The organism is Novilysobacter antarcticus (assembly GCF_019802285.1).
In the GTDB taxonomy this organism is placed as follows: domain Bacteria; phylum Pseudomonadota; class Gammaproteobacteria; order Xanthomonadales; family Xanthomonadaceae; genus Novilysobacter; species Novilysobacter antarcticus.
Genome location: NZ_JAIEUJ010000001.1, coordinates 36,668 through 54,060, shown reverse-complemented (window position 1 = coordinate 54,060; position 17,393 = coordinate 36,668). Strand labels below are relative to the sequence as shown.

Annotated in this window: 14 protein-coding genes and 1 pseudogene; 3 read left to right on the top strand and 12 right to left on the bottom strand. The window is 67.9% G+C overall.

Annotation, left to right across the window (positions count from 1 at the left end):
• Positions 1-33: 33 nt before the first annotated feature.
• The 5 genes from KZ491_RS00250 to KZ491_RS00230 form a co-directional block, all read right to left on the bottom strand.
• A complete protein-coding gene (locus KZ491_RS00250; RefSeq protein ID WP_222563891.1) occupies positions 34-708 on the bottom strand; it encodes a protein tyrosine phosphatase family protein in 675 nt (224 codons plus the stop codon).
• A gap of 73 nt (positions 709-781) precedes the next feature.
• The gene (gene trxC, locus KZ491_RS00245; protein ID WP_222563890.1) at positions 782-1,246 is read right to left on the bottom strand and encodes a thioredoxin TrxC; all 465 of its coding nucleotides are present in this window, start codon (positions 1,244-1,246) and stop codon (positions 782-784) included.
• Positions 1,243-4,533 (bottom strand): efflux RND transporter permease subunit, encoded by a 3,291-nt coding sequence (locus KZ491_RS00240; protein WP_222563889.1) that lies wholly within the window; start codon positions 4,531-4,533, stop codon positions 1,243-1,245. The genes trxC and KZ491_RS00240 overlap by 4 nt, the downstream gene beginning before the upstream one ends.
• Positions 4,526-5,629 carry an efflux RND transporter periplasmic adaptor subunit gene (locus tag KZ491_RS00235; RefSeq protein WP_246606432.1) on the bottom strand — a complete coding sequence of 368 codons (1,104 nt, stop codon included), beginning with the start codon at positions 5,627-5,629 and terminating at the stop codon, positions 4,526-4,528. Before KZ491_RS00235 ends, KZ491_RS00240 begins: the two co-directional genes overlap by 8 nt.
• Positions 5,626-5,841 (bottom strand): YgaP family membrane protein, encoded by a 216-nt coding sequence (locus tag KZ491_RS00230; protein WP_043957848.1) that lies wholly within the window; start codon positions 5,839-5,841, stop codon positions 5,626-5,628. Before KZ491_RS00230 ends, KZ491_RS00235 begins: the two co-directional genes overlap by 4 nt.
• A 123-nt stretch (positions 5,842-5,964) precedes the next feature.
• On the opposite strand from KZ491_RS00230, the gene KZ491_RS00225 reads away from it, so the two are divergent.
• From KZ491_RS00225 to KZ491_RS00215, 3 genes are read left to right on the top strand one after another with little or no spacing between them, the layout of a single operon-like run.
• On the top strand, positions 5,965-6,351 hold the full coding sequence (locus KZ491_RS00225) for a rhodanese-like domain-containing protein (RefSeq protein WP_222563888.1): 387 nt from the start codon (positions 5,965-5,967) through the stop codon (positions 6,349-6,351).
• An 11-nt stretch (positions 6,352-6,362) separates the two neighbouring features.
• Entirely contained in the window at positions 6,363-6,731 is a 369-nt protein-coding gene (locus tag KZ491_RS00220) for an ArsR/SmtB family transcription factor (RefSeq protein WP_246606431.1), read from the top strand.
• The gene (locus KZ491_RS00215) at positions 6,728-7,606 is read left to right on the top strand and encodes an MBL fold metallo-hydrolase (RefSeq protein WP_222563887.1); all 879 of its coding nucleotides are present in this window, start codon (positions 6,728-6,730) and stop codon (positions 7,604-7,606) included. Before KZ491_RS00220 ends, KZ491_RS00215 begins: the two co-directional genes overlap by 4 nt.
• A gap of 30 nt (positions 7,607-7,636) precedes the next feature.
• Here KZ491_RS00215 and KZ491_RS00210 read toward each other — a convergent pair whose 3' ends face one another.
• The 7 genes and pseudogenes from KZ491_RS00210 to KZ491_RS00180 form a co-directional block, all read right to left on the bottom strand.
• The gene (locus KZ491_RS00210; protein ID WP_222563886.1) at positions 7,637-8,854 is read right to left on the bottom strand and encodes a TonB family protein; all 1,218 of its coding nucleotides are present in this window, start codon (positions 8,852-8,854) and stop codon (positions 7,637-7,639) included.
• Complete coding sequence (locus KZ491_RS00205) at positions 8,841-9,212, bottom strand: BlaI/MecI/CopY family transcriptional regulator (protein ID WP_222563885.1); 372 nt, start codon at positions 9,210-9,212, stop codon at positions 8,841-8,843. The genes KZ491_RS00210 and KZ491_RS00205 overlap by 14 nt, the downstream gene beginning before the upstream one ends.
• A gap of 153 nt (positions 9,213-9,365) precedes the next feature.
• Positions 9,366-11,357: a transketolase gene (gene tkt, locus KZ491_RS00200; RefSeq protein WP_222563884.1), complete on the bottom strand. Its 1,992-nt coding sequence runs from the start codon at positions 11,355-11,357 to the stop codon at positions 9,366-9,368.
• Positions 11,358-11,518: 161 nt separating this feature from the next.
• On the bottom strand, positions 11,519-12,823 hold the full coding sequence (locus tag KZ491_RS00195; protein WP_222563883.1) for a dicarboxylate/amino acid:cation symporter: 1,305 nt from the start codon (positions 12,821-12,823) through the stop codon (positions 11,519-11,521).
• Between the two features lie 1,395 nt (positions 12,824-14,218).
• A pseudogene (locus KZ491_RS12900) lies at positions 14,219-14,530 on the bottom strand (BatD family protein); the annotation flags it as partial.
• Between the two features lie 29 nt (positions 14,531-14,559).
• The gene (locus KZ491_RS00185; protein ID WP_222563881.1) at positions 14,560-16,371 is read right to left on the bottom strand and encodes a vWA domain-containing protein; all 1,812 of its coding nucleotides are present in this window, start codon (positions 16,369-16,371) and stop codon (positions 14,560-14,562) included.
• A complete protein-coding gene (locus tag KZ491_RS00180) occupies positions 16,371-17,390 on the bottom strand; it encodes a vWA domain-containing protein (protein WP_246606502.1) in 1,020 nt (339 codons plus the stop codon). Before KZ491_RS00180 ends, KZ491_RS00185 begins: the two co-directional genes overlap by 1 nt.
• Positions 17,391-17,393: the final 3 nt, after the last annotated feature.

Sequence of the window (17,393 nt, the reverse complement as noted above, 5' to 3'; positions counted from 1 at the left end):
GCGTCACGTCAGCCGGCGCTGACGGGAAACGGATCAGCAACTGGCGTCGGCCTTGCAGGCCTCCGCGCGTGCGCTTTCGATCACTTCGCGCACGCGCGGCTCAAGACTGCCCAGTCCGGCGCTGCGACCAAAGGCCAAAGCCTGCTCGGCGGGGACAGCGCCGCTCTCGGCCTCGCCCAGCGCCAGCAACGCACCGACGCGGTTGCCGGACGCGCAGTGGACCAGGACCGGGCCGGCAGCCTCATCGATCAGGCGTCTGAGTTCGGTGGCGTTGGCCATGGTGATGTCGCCTGCGCCGGCCACGGGAAGCTGGTGATAGACCATCCCGGCCGCGGCGACCTCGGCCGCTTCGTCGTGATCGCCCATCTCGGCAGCCGGTCGCAGGTTGATCACCGTGGTGACGCCTTCACTGGCGGCCGCCTGCCATGCCGCGGCGTCGGGCTGGCCTGCGGTATAGAGCCCGGGTCGTGGCTCTCGCAGGCCCGAAATCGCTGCCTCCAGCGTCGGCGCACCGGCGTCCGCGACCGGCGTAGCCGTGTCCATCGGATGTGCGCCGGCCTGCAGCGCATTCGCGGCCGGCTGAATGGTTGTGACAGCGTCCGTCACATCGACATGATCGGCGTAACCGCAGGCGGCCAGCGAACATGCCGTCAGTACCGCGATGGTGGCGGATCTCATCGCAATGGCGTTGGAAAACGGAAACTTCATCTCAATTCGCCTTCGGTGAACAAGGGCCCATGATGAGCGCCCCGCCGCCATCTGTCGCGTTCGGGGGCCCGGGTTACCCCGGCAGGTGCTGCCGCGTCCAGCGCACGATGTCGGCCGACGACATCGCCCCCGCCTGCCGCGCGAGCTCGCGGCCACCCTTGAACAAGGCCAGGGTGGGAATGCTGCGGATGGCGTACTGCTGGGCCAGGGTGGGCTCGCTCTGGGTATCGACCTTGGCCAGCCGCACGTACGGCTCCAATTCGGCGGCCGCGAGCTCGAACTGCGGCGCCATGACCTTGCAGGGGCCGCACCACGGGGCCCAGAAATCCACCAGCACGGGCAGGCCACCGCGACTGATGTGGGCGGCGAAATGGTCCACTCCCAGACTCACCGGCTTGCCGTCGAACAGCGCCTTCTGGCAGCGACCACACGATGGCGCCTCGGCCAGTCGGGCGTCCGGCACGCGATTGGGTGAGTGGCAATGGGGGCAGACGACCAGCACCGCCTCCGCTGCGTTGCCTGTGGTTGAAGAACTCATGCGTGGACCTCCTTTCGCCGCTGCCAATGCAGCAGGGTGTAATAAAGCAATGGAATCACCACCAGCGTGAGCGCGGTGCTGACCAGGATGCCGAAGATCAGCGACACCGCCAGCCCGTTGAAGATCGGGTCATCAAGGATGAAAAACGCTCCCATCATCGCCGCCACACCGGTGAGCAGGATTGGTTTCGCCCGCACGGCGCAGGCATCCACCACCGCCTGTTCAACCGAGCGCCCGGCATCGATGGAGTGGTTGATGAAATCCACCAGCAAAATCGAGTTGCGCACGATGATGCCGGCCAGCGCGATCATCCCGATCATCGAGGTCGCCGTGAATTGCGCGCCCAGCAAGGCATGGCCGGGCATCACGCCGATCACGGTCAGCGGAATCGGCGCCATGATCACCAGCGGTACCAGATAGCTACGGAATTGCGCGACCACCAGCAGGTAGATCAGCACCATGCCGGCGGCGTAGGCGATGCCCATGTCGCGGAACGTCTCGTACGTGATCTGCCACTCCCCGTCCCATTTGATCGCGAAATCACTGGTGTCCGCCGGCTGCGAGATGAAGGTCTGGGCGATGTTCTGGCCGCCCACCGCATCGCGCCTGAGCTGGCCGACCAGATCGAACATGCCGTACAGCGGGCTGTCCAGTTTGCCGGCCTCATCGCCGGTCACGAAGACCACCGGCAGCAGGTCCTTGTGGTGGATCGCCCCGTCCCACTGGCCCGTCCGCAGGCTTACCAGCTCGGACAGCGGCACCAGTTGGCCCTCGCCACCGCGGACATGCAGCGCCAGCAGACGATCCACGCCGGCCTGCTCGGAAGGCGGCAGGCGCAGTCGCACCGGCCGCGGGTACTTGGATGCGCCGTCATGGACCCAGGTCGCGTCGATGCCGCTGACCGTGGCCTGCAGCGCGTCGGCAACCGCCGATTGAGGCACGCCGAGTCGCGCGGCACGGGCGCGGTCGATCACCAGCGTCTCGCGCGGCGCGGTGCTTTCGACGGTGGTATCCACATCGACCACGCCCTCGGTAGCGCGGAAGCGCTGCGCCAGTTCCAGTGCGAGCTCGCGGCTGCGCTGGTAGTCAGGCCCATACACCTCGGCAACCAACGGCGAGAGCACGGGCGGCCCCGGCGGCACTTCCACGACCTTGACCGACGCGCCGTGACTCTCGCCGATGGCGGCCAGCGCCGGCCTCAGCGCGCGCGCGATCTCGTGGCTCTGGCGTTTGCGTTCGTGCTTGTCCACCAGGTTGACCTGCAGATCGCCGACGTTACTGCCGCTGCGCAGGAAATACTGGCGGACCAGCCCGTTGAAGTTCATCGGTGCGGAGGTGCCTGCGTAACCCTGGTAATCCAGCACTTCGGGCACGCCGTCCAGGGTGGCAGCCAGCTCCACCAGCAAGGCGTTGGTGTCTTCCAGGGTCCGGCCCTCCGGCAGATCGACCACGACCTGGAATTCAGACTTGTTGTCGAACGGCAGCATCTTCATCACCACCAGCTGGAAGACGGCCAGCGACGCCGCCGCGACCACCAGCAATGCCATGCCGCCAAACAGCCACCCACGTCGGCCGGAGCCCCGGTCCGGGTCCAGGAACGGATCCATCAGCTTGCCAAACCAGCGGTGCAGGAACGTGTCCTGCGCAAGCGCCGTGGGTGAGTCCGGACTTGCGTCCGGCCCGGCCGACGGATCAGGCGTATCCGGTGCATGCCGGCGCAGCAGCTTCAGCGACAGCCACGGGGTCACGATCAGCGCGATCGCCAGCGACAGGAACATGCCCACCGAGGCATTGATCGGGATCGGCCGCATGTACGGTCCCATCAGCCCTGACACGAACGCCATCGGCATCAACGCGGCGATGACCGTGAAGGTGGCCAGGATGGTCGGCCCACCAACCTCATCGACCGCCGGCGGGATGGCCTGGAACAGCGTTCGCGGCTTGCCGTCCGGACCCGGCAACGCCATGTGCCGGTGAATGTTTTCCACCACCACGATGGCGTCATCCACCAGGATGCCGATCGAGAAGATCAGTGCGAACAGCGACACCCGGTTGAGGGTGAAGCCCATCGCCCAGGACGCGAACAGGGTCAGGGCGAGGGTCAGCACGACCGCGCTGCCCACCACCAGCGCCTCCCGCCAGCCCAGCACGAACAGGATCAACAGCACCACCGAGCCGGTCGCGAACACCAGCTTCTGGATCAGCTTCTGCGCCTTGTCGTTGGCGGTGCGGCCGTAGTCGCGGGTAACACTGACATGCACGCCTTGGGGGATCACCTCGCCCTCCAGCTGGGCAACCCGATCGATGATGCCGTTGGTGATGTCGGAGGCATTGCTGCCGGGCTTCTTGGCGATGGCGATAGTTACCGCAGGCGCAATCCCGCTCGCGGGACCGTCCTTGCCGGGCGGACTGCCATGCCACGCGTAGCGGCTGGCGACGTCCCCGCCGGCACGGATGGTGGCCACGTCCGACAGGCGCAAGGGGTTGCCGTCACGCAGCCCGACCACCAGCCCGGCGACCGCATCGGCGTCCACAAGAAAATCGCCGGCAGTCACCGGGATCGCGCCCTCAGGGCCGACGCGCTCGCCGACATGGCGCACCGCGTTGGCCGCCTGCAGGGACTGCATCAGGTCGTTCACCGTCAGGCCGTAGGCCGACAGGCTGGCCGGGTCGAGGGTGACCGCGACCACACGATCGGGCGCGCCGAGCGTGTAGACATCCCGCGTGCCCGGCACCCGCTTGAGTTCGGTCTCCAGGGTGTGGGCGACCTCCGCCAGGTCGGTCGCGCTGCGGCCAGGATCGTCCGTCCACACGGTAAGCGCCATCACCGGCACATCGTCAATGCCCTTGGGCTTGATCAACGGCTGGCCGACACCCAGGCCGGGCGGTAGCCAGTCCTGATTGGAAAACACCTGATTGTAGAGACGCACGATCGCGGCCTGGCGCTCGACCCCGACGGTGTATTCGACCGTCAGCACCGCCATGCCCGGGCGACTGATCGAGTAGACGTGTTTCACGCCCTCGATCTCCGACAGCTTCTGCTCCAGGGGCGAGCTGACCAACTGCTCGACGTCGCGCGCGCTGGCACCCGTGAAGGGCACGAACACGTTGGCCATGGTCACGTCGATCTGCGGCTCTTCCTCCTTGGGCGTGATCATCACCGCGACCACGCCCAGCAACAGGCCGAGGATCGCCAGGATCGGAGTCAGAGGGTTTGCCTGGAACTTCGCGGCAAGCCAGCCCGACAGGCCCAGCCGTGCGGGCGCGAGGGCAGCGTGGTCAGTCATCGAAACCCCCATCGGCACGGCGCTGTGCCGCCAGGGCCTGGACCGCCAGGGTCGGGTCGGACACGACCTCCTCGCCCAGCGTCAATCCGGCCAGGACCTCGACGCTGTCACCGCTGCGGCGCCCCAGCCGCAACTGGCGCAGTGCCAGTCGGTCATCCGACAGCACGTACACGCTGCTGAGCTCGCCGCGCTGGGCGATCGCCGACCGGGGAATTCGTATGGGTGCGGCATCCGTCACGCCAGCGATCGGGAAGACGACCTTGGCCGTCACCCCTGGCGTCGGCGCGTCGTCCAGCTCCGGCAGCATTACCCGCACACCCACACTGTGGGTGAGTGGATCGGCTGCCGGGTACACGGCCACCTCGGCATCGACCGCGCGACCATCGGCGAGTTGCACCTGGGCACGGTCGGCCGCGCGGATCGCTGCGGCGTCGGACTGTGGCACCTGGACCTGGATCCGCAGCGCCCCCGGGGCGTGGATCGCCAGCAATGGCTGGCCGGGGGCAACGCTCTCGCCCGGTTCCACCCGACGTGCGTCGACCACGCCCGCAAAGGGCGCCCTTACAACGGTGTATTCGGTTTGCTGGCCCGCCTGGGCGAGTTGCGCGCGCGCGGCATCCCGCGCCGCCGCCGCGCTGTCGCGTGCGGCACGCACCTGGTCCAGCTGCGCCCTGGACACGAACTGGCCCTCGGCCAATGCGGCGTGGCGGCGGTAATTGGCAGTGGCCTCCGCGACGGCGGCCTCGGCGGCGCGCAACTGCGCACGCGCGGTGTTCGCCCCGGCCTGCTGTTCGACCGCGGTCAGGCGCAGCAGCACGTCACCGGCGGCAACGCGATCGTTGATGTCCACATTGACCGCAGTGACGCGTCCGGCGGTCTGCGCGGTCAGCTCCGCCTGCTGCACGGCTTCCACCACGCCGTCCCAGCTCCGGCTGGCCCCGTCACTGTCGGCGGCGACGATGAACGTCGGCAGCTTTGGCAGGGCCGCGCGATCCGGGCTCGCCGGCTCACCGCCACACGCGGCCAGGGCCACCAGCATCGCGCCGGCAATCACCAAGCGAGCCCGCTTGGCGTGGGTCGCCGTCAGCCGGCTCAACGCGGGCAACTCTCGCCCCCGGCGTTCCTGCCGACACCCAGCTTGCGCATGACCATCGCGGCAGGGCAGAACCCGGTAAAGCTGGACTGCAGCAGGTTGAAGCCGATGAATGCGGTCAGCCACCACCAGTGTGGCGATACCAGCTGGGTCAGCAGCACGCTGATCAGAACCATCACGCCGGCAAATGCGGTTACGGCACGTTCGATGCTCATCGGTCTCTCCTGGTCAGTCCGGCCCTGGCGGGTGCCAGCGGCTGCCGCGACAGTCATACATTAGCCTTTGCTTATATTAGAGTCAAGTGATATATTGGCGCTCCATCGTTAAGGAGTCCTGTCATGCATGTGACCGCCAACGAGCTTGTCGAAGAAGCACGCAAGCAGATCAACGAAATCGCCCCCGGCGATCTGGCTGCCAATCGAGGCAGCGCGGTGTTGATCGATGTGCGTGAGCCGGCGGAATACCAGACCGGCCATATCGCCGAGGCGATCAACATTCCGCGCGGCGTACTCGAGTTCCAGGTCGACGCCCACCCCGCCGTCGCCAATGTCAGCGACCCGGCGCTGACCTCCAAGTCGTGCCCCATCGTGGTGTATTGCCGCACCGGTGGCCGCGCCGCGCTGTCAGCGGCGAGCCTGCAGCGCATGGGTTTTACCAACGTGCGCTCGATCGGCGGCGGCATCACCGCGTGGAGCGAAGCCGGCTTGCCGGTGACCACACGTTGAGGCAGCAGTCGATGACCGCTCAAAGCACGTCCGACGCCACCGTCTCCCTGGCCGGGATCGATCCGGACGCGATGCGCAGCCATGCGGGCGACGCAGTGCGCCTGTTGAAGGCCCTGGGCAACGAGAAGCGCCTGATGCTGCTGTGCATGCTGGTTGATGGCGAGCAATCGGTCAGTGAACTCAACAACCAGCTCGACCTGAGCCAATCGGCCTTGTCACAACACCTCGCCCTGCTGCGTACAGACGGGCTGGTTCATACCCGTCGAGACGCGCAGACGATCTACTACTCGCTCAGCGAAGGCCCGGCGCGGCAGATCATCAAGGCCCTGCACGGGATCTTCTGCGCCGTGGACGCCGCCCCCGGCGGAGAGAACGCATGACCTGCCAGCCACAGGTGGAACCGTTTTTCCATGAGCTGACCGGTACCTGGAGCTACGTCGTCCATGACGGCCGCGACGCGGTGGTAATTGATCCGGTGCTCGACTACGACCAGCCCTCGGGCCGCATCCGCACCGAGTCGGCGCGCGCGGTGCTGGACTTCATCGCCGCCAACAGGCTCCAGATCCACCACGTCCTGGAGACCCATGCCCACGCCGACCACCTGAGCGCGGCCGCATTCCTCCGCGCACGGCTCGACGCTCCGGTAGCCATCGGCGAGGGAATCCGCTCGGTGCAGGACCACTTTTCGGCCGTGTTCGGTATCGACCGCAACGACCCGATGCTGGCAGACGCGTTCGAGCGCTTGCTCGCTGACGGCGAAGTGTTGAGCGCCGGTGTGCTGTCGATCGAGGTGATGGCCACGCCGGGTCACACCGCCGACAGCCTGAGCTATCGCATCGGCGACAACGTGTTCGTTGGCGATACCCTGTTCGCGCCCGACGTGGGCACCGCGCGCTGCGACTTTCCCGGCGGCAGCATTGATCAGCTGTACGCCTCCATCACCCGGCTGCACGCGCTGCCGGGTGACACCGTCCTTTGGCTGTGTCACGACTACCCGCCGGAGGGTCGCGAGCGACGCGCCGGTGTCACCGTGGCGGAGTCGCGACGCGACAACCGGCTGCTATCTGCGGGCACCTCGCTGGAGGAGTTTCGCAAGGTCCGGTCCGAACGCGACGCGAGTCTTACCGCGCCCTGGCTGCTGTATCCATCGCTGCAGGTGAACATCCGCGGCGGCCGCCTGCCCCCGGCAGGAGCAGACGGGCGCCGTTATCTGTGCACGCCATTGCAGCTGGAACCGCACACCGACGGGTTGTAGGTCTGCGTGGGTGCCCGCGGCGGGGCGCGCTTACGTCGCGCGGGGCGCTTCGGGAATCGCCGGAGGAGCAGGTGGATCCGCCTCGAAGGTGACGGGCACGCGCACCTTGCCGGCCACGGGCTTGCCATCTTTCATCGCCGGGTTGAGGGTCCAGTTGCGCGCAGCGTCGATCGCTGCCTGATCAAACACGCCAGCGGGCTGCGAGCTTTCCACCTCGACCCCGGAGACTTTTCCCTGGGCGTCCAGCTGCAACACCAGAACCACCTTGCCTCCAATGCCCTGCTTCGCGGCATCCGCCGGATAGCGCGGTGGCGGCATCCTCCCGCCAGGGCGAGTATCGCTAATGACCGGCGAGCCGGCAGGCTGCGCGGCCCAGGCGCCAACCCCCATGGCAAGGGTCAGCGCGCTGGCCGCGACGGTGCCGGCAATCCAGCGCGGCAGTCCAACAACGGGTTGCTTGAGCATCTCGATTCTCTCCTTGAGTGGATGGCTGTAACCCCAGTGGCATCCCAGCGGCACGGGTTGACCGGCCAGCTGGGTTTTCAACATGGCCTCGCCATAGGCGCGGCGCGATTGCGGGTATCGGGCGATCACGCGCTGATCGCAGGCCAGCTCCTGGTCGTGGCGGAAATGCACCGCCGCGACGTGGACCAGCGGGTTGAACCAGAACAGGCAGCGCAGGCCAACGGCGAACGCGTTGACCTGCAGGTCGCCGCGACGGATGTGGGTGGACTCATGCGCGCGCATCAACTCGCGCTGCTCGTCGCTGTAGCGCTGGTCAAAATCCAGCGGCACCACGATCCTTGGGCGCAACAGGCCCATCGCCGCCGGCAAGCCCTGGGCCGCACTCGCCTGGCGCGTACCGTCGGCACGCTCTTGCAGGTGCCCCAGCGCACGGTGAAAGCGGCATTGCTGGATTGCAAAACGCACCACCATCGCGCCCACGCCGGCAATCCAGATCACAAGCACAAACGTCGCCGGGTTGAACGCCGAGAACGATGCCGCTTCGACCGCTGCGACAGTCGGAAGCCCGCCCAGGCCACCAATCCAGTGCGGCTGCAGCGAGAACCCCGCCAGGGGTGCCAGCACCGCGACCAGAGACGCAGGTACCCCCAGCCACGCGGCGTAGGCACTGGCGGCGCCGAACCCCCGACGCAGCGGGCGTCGCAGCAGCAACACCAACCCCATCGCGACGCTGGAGGCGACTGCGGCGCGGCCCAGCAACAGGAGGATCTCAGCGGCGCTCATCGTCGATCTCCGCCAGCAGTTCACGCAGCTGCGAGACGTCCTCGGCACTGAGCTTGCGATGGGCGCTGAAGTGGGCCACCAACGGCGCGACCCGGCCATCGAACAGGCGGTCGAGCAATACCGAGCTCTCCGTGTTCACCCAGTCGGCGCGCTGCAGCACGGGCGAGTAGAGATACCGCCGGCCTTCCTTGCTGGCGCAGATGGCGCCCTTCTTGAGCAGGCGGTTGAGCAGGGTCTTGATGGTCGCCTCCTGCCAGTCCTGGCTGGGGGCCAGGGCGGCGACCACGTCCTCGGCCGCCAGCGGCTGCTGCTGCCAGAGAACTTCCATGACGATCGATTCGGCTTCGCTGATCTGCATTGTTTACACCCGTAATCCTTACTTCAGATTACGAATGTAAACGATGATGTCAAGCGGAATTTCCAGCCCCAGGTGCGGCCGGTGCGGCAATGTCCAACGAGAAGTTGTGACCGGCGCCTCCCGACCCCGGAGGCGCCCAGTCGCGGGGACCGCTCAGCCCAGCGCGCGCGCCGCCCGAACCACGTGGTCGACGGTGAACCCAAAGTGCGGGAACAGCTTGTCCGCCGGTGCGCTCGCGCCGAAGGTGTCGATGCCGATCACCGCGCCATCCAGACCGACGTACTTGGCCCAGAAATCCGGGACCCCGGCCTCGATCGCGACGCGTTTACGGCACGCGCTGGGGAGCACGGTTTCGCGGTACTCGTCGTCCTGACGGTCGAACACGTCGGTGGAGGGCATGGAAACCACGCGCACCGCATCGCCCAGCTCCTCGGCAGCCTTCATCGCCAGACCGACTTCCGAGCCGGTTGCGATCAGGATCAGCTCCGGGTCCGCGCCACCGTCACGGAGCACGTAGCCGCCGCGCGCAATGTCGCCCAGCTGCGCGTTGTCGCGCGGCTGGTGGTCAAGGTTCTGGCGCGAGAACACCAGGCAGCTGGGACCATCCAGGCGCTCAATGGCCGCCTTCCACGCGACCGCCGATTCGACCGCATCGCACGGGCGCCAGACATCGTTGTTGGGGATGTAGCGCAGGCTGGCCATGTGCTCGATCGGCTGATGCGTCGGGCCGTCTTCGCCCAAGCCGATGGAGTCATGGGTGTAGACGTGGATCGCGCGGACCCCCATCAGCGCGCTCATCCGCACCGCATTGCGCGCGTAGTCGCTGAACACCAGGAACGTCCCGTCATACGGAATGAAACCGCCATGGACGCTCAGGCCGTTGCTGATCGCGGTCATCGCGAACTCGCGCACGCCGTAATAGATGTAGTTGGCGTCGCGGTCATCGCCGGCGACCGATTTGCTGCCGCTCCACAAGGTCAGGTTGGAACCGGCCAGGTCGGCCGAACCGCCGACCAGCTCGGGCAGGTGCGGGGCAAACGCCTCGATCGCATTCTGCGAGGCCTTGCGCGAGGCGATCACCGGGCCGTCGGCCTGAAGCTTGGCGATGAACGCATCGGCCGCATCGGCGAAGTCGTCGGGCAGTTCACCGTGCGAGCGCCGGACCAGCTCTGCCGCCTCGACGGGGAAACGGGCCGCGTAGTTGTCGAAAGCCTCGTTCCACTGGTCCTCGCGGAACCTGCCGACACCGCCCACGCGCCATCCCTCGTAGATTTCGGCCGGGATCTCGAACGCGCCGTGCTCCCAGCCCAGCGCCTTGCGGGTCGCGACGATCTCCTCGGCGCCCAGCGGCGCGCCATGGCTGGACTCGCTGCCGGCCTTCTTCGGCGACCCGTAACCGATCGTGGTGCGACAGCACAGCAGGGTCGGCTTGTCGCTGCACGACATCGCCTCGTCGATCGCGCGCTTGATCGCATCGGCGTCGTGGCCGTCCACGCCACGCACCACATTCCAGCCGTAGGCCTCGAACCGCGCCGGGGTGTCGTCGGTGAACCAGCCGGCGGTGTTGCCGTCGATGCTGATGCGGTTGTCGTCCCAGAACGCGACCAGCTTGTGCAGGCCCCAGGTCCCGGCGAGCGATGCGGCCTCGTGCGAGATGCCTTCCATCAGGCAGCCATCGCCCATGAACACCCAGGTGCGGTGGTCGACGATGGCGTGCTCGGGACGGTTGAAGCGCTGCGCGAGCAGCTTCTCGGCCAGCGCCATGCCGACCGCGTTGGCCAAGCCCTGGCCCAGCGGACCGGTCGTGGTTTCCACGCCCGGGGTCATGAAGTTCTCCGGGTGGCCCGGCGTGCGCGACTCGAGCTGGCGGAAGTTCTTAAGGTCGTCGATCGAGAGGTCATACCCCGACAGATGCAGCAGCGCGTACTGCAGCATCGAGCCATGGCCGTTGGACAACACGAAGCGGTCACGGTTGAACCAGCCGGGGTTCGCCGGGTTGTGGCTCAGGTAATCATTCCAGAGCACCTCGGCTATGTCGGCCATGCCCATCGGCATGCCCGGGTGGCCGGAGTTGGCCGCCTGGACGGCATCGATGGCGAGGAAACGGATGGCGTTGGCAAGGTCGCGACGGCTGGGCGTGGGCATGGCAGATCCAGGAATGGGGGGCGGCCCGCGCACCTCCGGCGCAGGGCAGTCGCCCATTGTCGCCGGTTCCGCGCGCGCGGCCAAACCGCCGCGGCCCGAGCCCCGTGACGCGTGGCTCTGCGATGGCGCCGCTCAGCAGCACTGCGTACCGCGGCGGGCGTTCACTCGGGCAGTTCGACGTGGACCTTGCCCGACTCGCTGTGCGAAATCACCACCGTACCCACCAGGTCGCCGGTGACGTTGACGCACGTCCGGCACATGTCGAGGAAACGGTCGACGCCCAGGATCAGACCCAGGCCTTCCGGGGGAATTCCGAACATCACCAGGATCATCGCGATCACCGGCAGCGATCCGCCCGGCACACCGGCAGCGCCGACACCGCCGAGCACGCACATCAGCACGATCAGGACCTGCTGGCCCACACTGAGGTCGATCAGGAAAAACTGCGCCAGGAACAGCACCGTGACCCCTTCGAACAGGGCCGTACCGTTCATGTTGGCGGTGGCGCCGAGGGTGCAGACGAACCGGCCGATCCGCCGCGGCGTTCCCAGTTCCTCCTCGGCCACGCGCAGCGTGGTCGGCAAGGTCGCGCTGGAGGACGAGGTCGAGAACGCGGTCAGCATCGCCAGCTGGGCGCGGCGGAAGAAGAACAGCGGCGACATGCCGCCCAGGAAGCGCAGCAACAGCGGAAACACCACCACCATGTGCAGCGCCATCGCCCCGGCCGCCACCAGCACGTACATCGCCAGCGGCTTGAGCGCGGAAAGGCCGACCTTCCCCGCAAGGCTGAACATCAGCGCGAACACCGCGTAGGGCGCCATCCTGATCACCCAGTCGATCAGTTTCAGGCTGATCTCATAGATGCCCTGCACGGTGCCGACGAACGCGTTGACCCCCGGCGTGCGCATCACCGTCGCCGCGATGCCGAACATCAGCGCGAAGAACATCACCGCGATCAGCTCGCCATCGGCCGCCGCCTGCACCGGATTGCGGGGCACGATGTTGAGCAGGATCTCGATGCCCGACAGCGATTCGCGGTGGGTCATGATCGCCGCGCTGGCCTCCGACTCGCGCGCCATCAGCGCCTCGCCGACCTCGCGCGACATGCCCGCGCCCGGCTGGAACACGTTGACCATCACCATCCCGATGGCGACAGCGATCGCGCTGACCACAAGAATGTAGAGAAGCGTCTTCAGGCCGATCCGGCCGAGCGATTCGGGATCGCCGATCTCCACCACTCCCAGCATGAGCGCGGAGAAGATCAGCGGGATCACCAGCATGAACAGCAGGCGCAGGAACAGCTGGCCGACCGGATCGGTCACGTAGCGCATGAACACGTCGGCGCCCGGCACGTCAGCCGAGTACACCAGCAACCCCAGCAACAGGCCGGACGCGAAGCCGAGCGCCATCTTCCAGTGCAGCGGCATCCGCGTCCGCGGCGTGGCGGCAGGCGTGGGTTCAGTCATCAGTGCACTCCCCGGGGGCAGCGAGCGAGCGTAACAAACCCGGACGCCCTGACCCTCACCTCAGCGTGGTGGATACAGCGGGGGCAGCAACGCCGTGGAGCTCGCCACAGGTGCATGACTTTCATTCCATTGCGGACCCGCGGCGAAGGCGGATCGCAACTGCTGTCGCGCAACCACCCCGTCGCCGCCGCCCCAGCGCGCGCGCTGCATGGCCGCCACGGCCTCGCGCTGGGCCGAATCGGCAAGCCGGGCGCGCGCCTCATCGATGTCGGCGGCCGGCGGTCGCGCCAGCCCGCACAGCCGGGCTGCCACCTCGTCGAAGTCGCCGTGATCCAACGACCTGGCAAAGCCCGACAGGTCCGCCGCAGGCTGGCTTCTGCCCGGGTCGGCTGGATCGCCAACAGCGCGGGGTACCGACGCAGTCGCGGGCACGCGGTGCAGCCCCCATAACAGGGTCAGCAGCCATGCCAGGCCGAAAACAACCGTGGCGATGACCCACGGCTGGTGATTCGCGGCAGCGCCCTGCCCCGGACCAGCGCCAGCCACGCCATCGGGCGTGCCACTTGGCGCACCGGAGATACCGGTTGCCGGACCGCTGTTTGCCGCTGCCGAGACTTCAAGGGCGAGTGCCGGCAGTTCGGCAGTACGCGCCTGGCCGGCCACTGCGTCCCACCAGGCCATCTGCGGACCGGGAATGCGGAGTGTCCCCTCCTGCGCGGGCACCAGCGCAAACTGCCGACGCAGGGTGACCTGGGGTCTCCCATCGACCCAGCGCTCTTCGGTCTGCACCGGCTCCGGGAATACCTGCGCGCCTTCAACCTCGGGCAAACGCAGCTCCGGCAACTGGGACGCGCTCGCGCCGTCCACCACGGCCTCCACGGTGAGGGTGGCAGCCGCCCCCGCCTCGGCGCTCTGGGGGGTGGCCAGATAGCGCAACTCCAGCCCCTGCAGAGGCAGCCACGGTTGCGGCGCCTGGGCGGGAATCGGCTGCACGGTGAGCGTGCTGGCTGGCGCCTTCGCCTGCAAACTGTCGCCACGCCCCATGAGGTCATCGAAAAACCCGCTCACACCTCGACCGCGGAATACCGCCCCGGGCACCTCCAACTCGCCGCTGCGGTCGGGGACCAGCAGGTAATGACGCTCGACCACGCTGTAATCGCGGCCGCCGATCTGGCGGTCAAAGCGGAGATCCTCGCCGACCTGGGTCAGGGAGACGCCCGGCGGTGCCGGCTGGTCGAGCTGGCCGGACACCAGCGGAACGGCCGAATACAGTCGCACCGTCCAGCCCACCGCCTGCTGCACGTAGGGCGAGTCGTCGTCCGGCTCACTCTCAAGGAAGACGTCGGCACCGGCCTGCGACGGGGTGGCCGCATTTCCCGGACCGACCGTCAGCGGCAGCGGATTGGTCCGCTCGCCGCCCACCGCGATTCCCGGAATCGTCAACACGCCCTGGCGACGTGGCTGCAGCGCAACGGCATACAGCGTGCGGCTGGTGACCTTGCCTCCGCCCAGTTCCACCTGGCGGCGACTGGTATGGCCACTGATCGCGAAATCCGCCTGCAGCGGTGCGTAGTCGGGTGCGGTGCCGGTGTCGGTCTCGATGTTGAGGGTTGTTGTCTCACCCAGCGCGATGTTGTCGCGGTCCAGCCACGCCCGTGTCTTGGCGGTCGCGTCCAGGCTGACCAGCAACAGCAGGCAGGCCAGCATCTGCAGCAGGCCTTGGACCATGGGCTTCATCAATCGGTACTCCCTTCGCGCTGGCGGCGCTCGTATTCAATCCGGAACTTGCGCCGCAGCAGACCGCCGGGATCATCGGGGATCCGTCGCAACCAGGCCTCGTTGGCCATGCGCTGTTCACGCTCCCCGGCACTCTCGGACGTCGCCTCGGCAGGGGCAGCGCCGTCGCTTTCGCCATTCTCGCGCGCGTTATCCAGTGCCTCGCGCATGCGTTCGCGCTGCGCCGCATCGGCGGCGGCCTGCGCCTCGGCATCGGCGGCTTCAGGGTCGTTGGATTCGTCCGCGGCGTCTTGGTTGTCGTTGCCTGGGCGTGCGGACTTGCCCTGCTCGTTCTGGGCCGCGGGCGTCTCCCCACCGCGACCCTCGCCGGCGCCGTCGTCATTGCCCTGTTCGGCATTCTCTTTCTTCTTTTGTTCGTCGCCGCGCTCCGCGTCCGACGAACCGTCGCCACTGCCCGAATCGGCGTCGTCGTTGGGCGCACGGGATGCCCCGGGGGACGACTTCTGACCCGGAGGTGGCTTACGGTTCATCGCCGCCTCCACCGCGCGCCGGTTGGCGATCGCGTCCTCCATGTCCGGCGCCACCTTCAGCGCTTCGTCATACGCGGCGATCGCATCGGCGTAACTGCCTTGACGGGCAAGCGCGTTGCCGCGGTTGTAGTGCGCGTCGGCGCCGTCCACATCACCGTAGAGTTTCGCCGCCTGATCAAAGTCGCCACGTCGATACGCCGCTTCCGCGTTCTGCATCGTTCGGTGGGCGCGCTGGTCCGGGCGTTGCCACAGCTCGGCTGCAAATGCGTCACGGCCGGGGAGCCAGAGGCATATCACCAGCAGCAGGACCGGCGCGCCGCGGCGGAATGCAAGCAGGGCCAGCAGCATCACAGGCAGCAGCAACCAGTAGCCATCGTCCGCGCGTGTGGTGACCGAACTGCCCGACTCCGTTTCGCCTGCAGTCGCTGCGCCACGGCGGGAGTCCAGGACTCCCAGCGCGGAGAGGTCGTCGTTGCTTTCGGTAAGCGCCGTATAGCGGCCGCCCCCGGCCGTCGCCAGGCCCTGCAACGAGGCATCATCGCGGCGGGCGACATCGATCTCTCCCCCGGCCGCGCGATAAGGCGCTCCGTCCGCCGTGCCCAGCCCCAGCACGGATACGGTGTAGCCGCGCGCACGCGCCTTGGCGGCCTCCGCCTGGGCGGACGGGGTCGCGTGATCGCTCAGCAACAGGATTGTCCCGTCCTGGAAACCGGCCTGGGCCAGCAATTGGGCCGAGCGCGCGATAGCGCGGTCCGGCCGCTGACCATCAACCGGCATGACATCGGGCTCCAGTGCATCCAGAAACAACGCGACATTGGCGGTATCAGCCGTCAGGGGCGCCACCGTGAACGCCTCGCCCGCCCAAGCCACCAAGCCGACCTGACCGCCTTCGCGACCCGCCAACAGACTGGCCAGTTTCACCCGTACCCGTGCGATCCGCGACGGCGGCGTATCCGCTGCAAGACTCGCGCTGGAGAGATCGACCGCGACCACCAGCGGCGAGTCCTGGGCCCAAAGTGGCTGCTGGACCTCGCGCAGGCTGGGACCGGCCAGCGCGAGCACGCAGAGGATGAACGCCAACGCGGCGATCGCCGGCGCGAGCCAGCGACGCGAAACTGGCCCCGGGCTGAGCAGGTGCGGCAACAGATGCGCATCCACCGCCTGCGTCCAGATGCTGGCGCTGGCCCGGCGACGCTGCCACCACCACCCCAGCACCGGCAGCAGCGCCAACGCCCACAGCCAGTCCGGCCGCAGCCACTGCAGCTGGGCGAGCGCCGCCATCACAGAAACCTCCGGCGCGGCGCGGCAAAGCCGAGCAGGCCCAATCCGAGCGCTGCACCCAATGGCCACTGGTAACGCTCGATCCGCGGCCGCACTGCTTCGCCGGGGTGCCGGATCGGCTCGAGCCGGTCGATCTCGGCGTAGATGCCGGCCAGCTGGGCGGTGTCGCGGGCGCGGAAGAACCGCCCGCCGGTGCTTTCGGCAATCCGCGTGAGCGTCGCCTCGTCAACCTCATCCTCGCCCGCGGGAACCGGAAGCTGGAATCCGAACACGGACATTGCGCCGTCACCACCAAAAGCGACGGTGTAAACACGCACGCCGGCATCGCGTGCCAGTTCTGCGGCCTTCAGTGGTTCCAGCATGCCCGCGTTGTTGACGCCATCGGTGAGCAGGATCAGCACGTGCTCGCCTGTGTCGCGATCCTCCGCGCCACTCACCAGCCGTTTCACCGCCAGGCCGATGCCGTCACCGATCGCGGTTTCGCGGCCCGCCAGTCCGACCACGCTGTCGCCAAGCTGCTGGCGCACCGTCGCCAGATCCAGCGTCGGCGGCGCCAGCACGTACGCGCGTTGGCCGAACACCAGCAAGCCGACGCGATCGCCCTCGCGGCGGTCGAGGAAATCCGACAGCACCGCCTTCGCCGCAGTGAGCCGGTCCACCCGGCGCCCGCCGAGGATCATGTCGGGCTCGCTCATGCTGCCCGAAAGGTCCAGCGCGACCATCATTTCGCGACCCGATTGCGGAGGCACGACCGCCTCACCGACCTGTTGCGGCCGGGCCGCCGCGATGCAGAGCAGGAGCCACGCCGCCCAGGCCAGCCACGTGCGGGCATTGCGGGCGCTGCCGGTCGCAGCCGACCCCAACCCTGCCAGGCGGTCACCGAACGGCACTCTCAGCGCCGGGACCGAACTCCGCCGCGCCGGCAAAACCCGGCGCGCCAGCCATGGCAACGGCAGGGCGAGCAACAGCCACGGCCACGCGAAACCATCCAGCCATGCACCCACGATGTTGGCGAGCAGGCC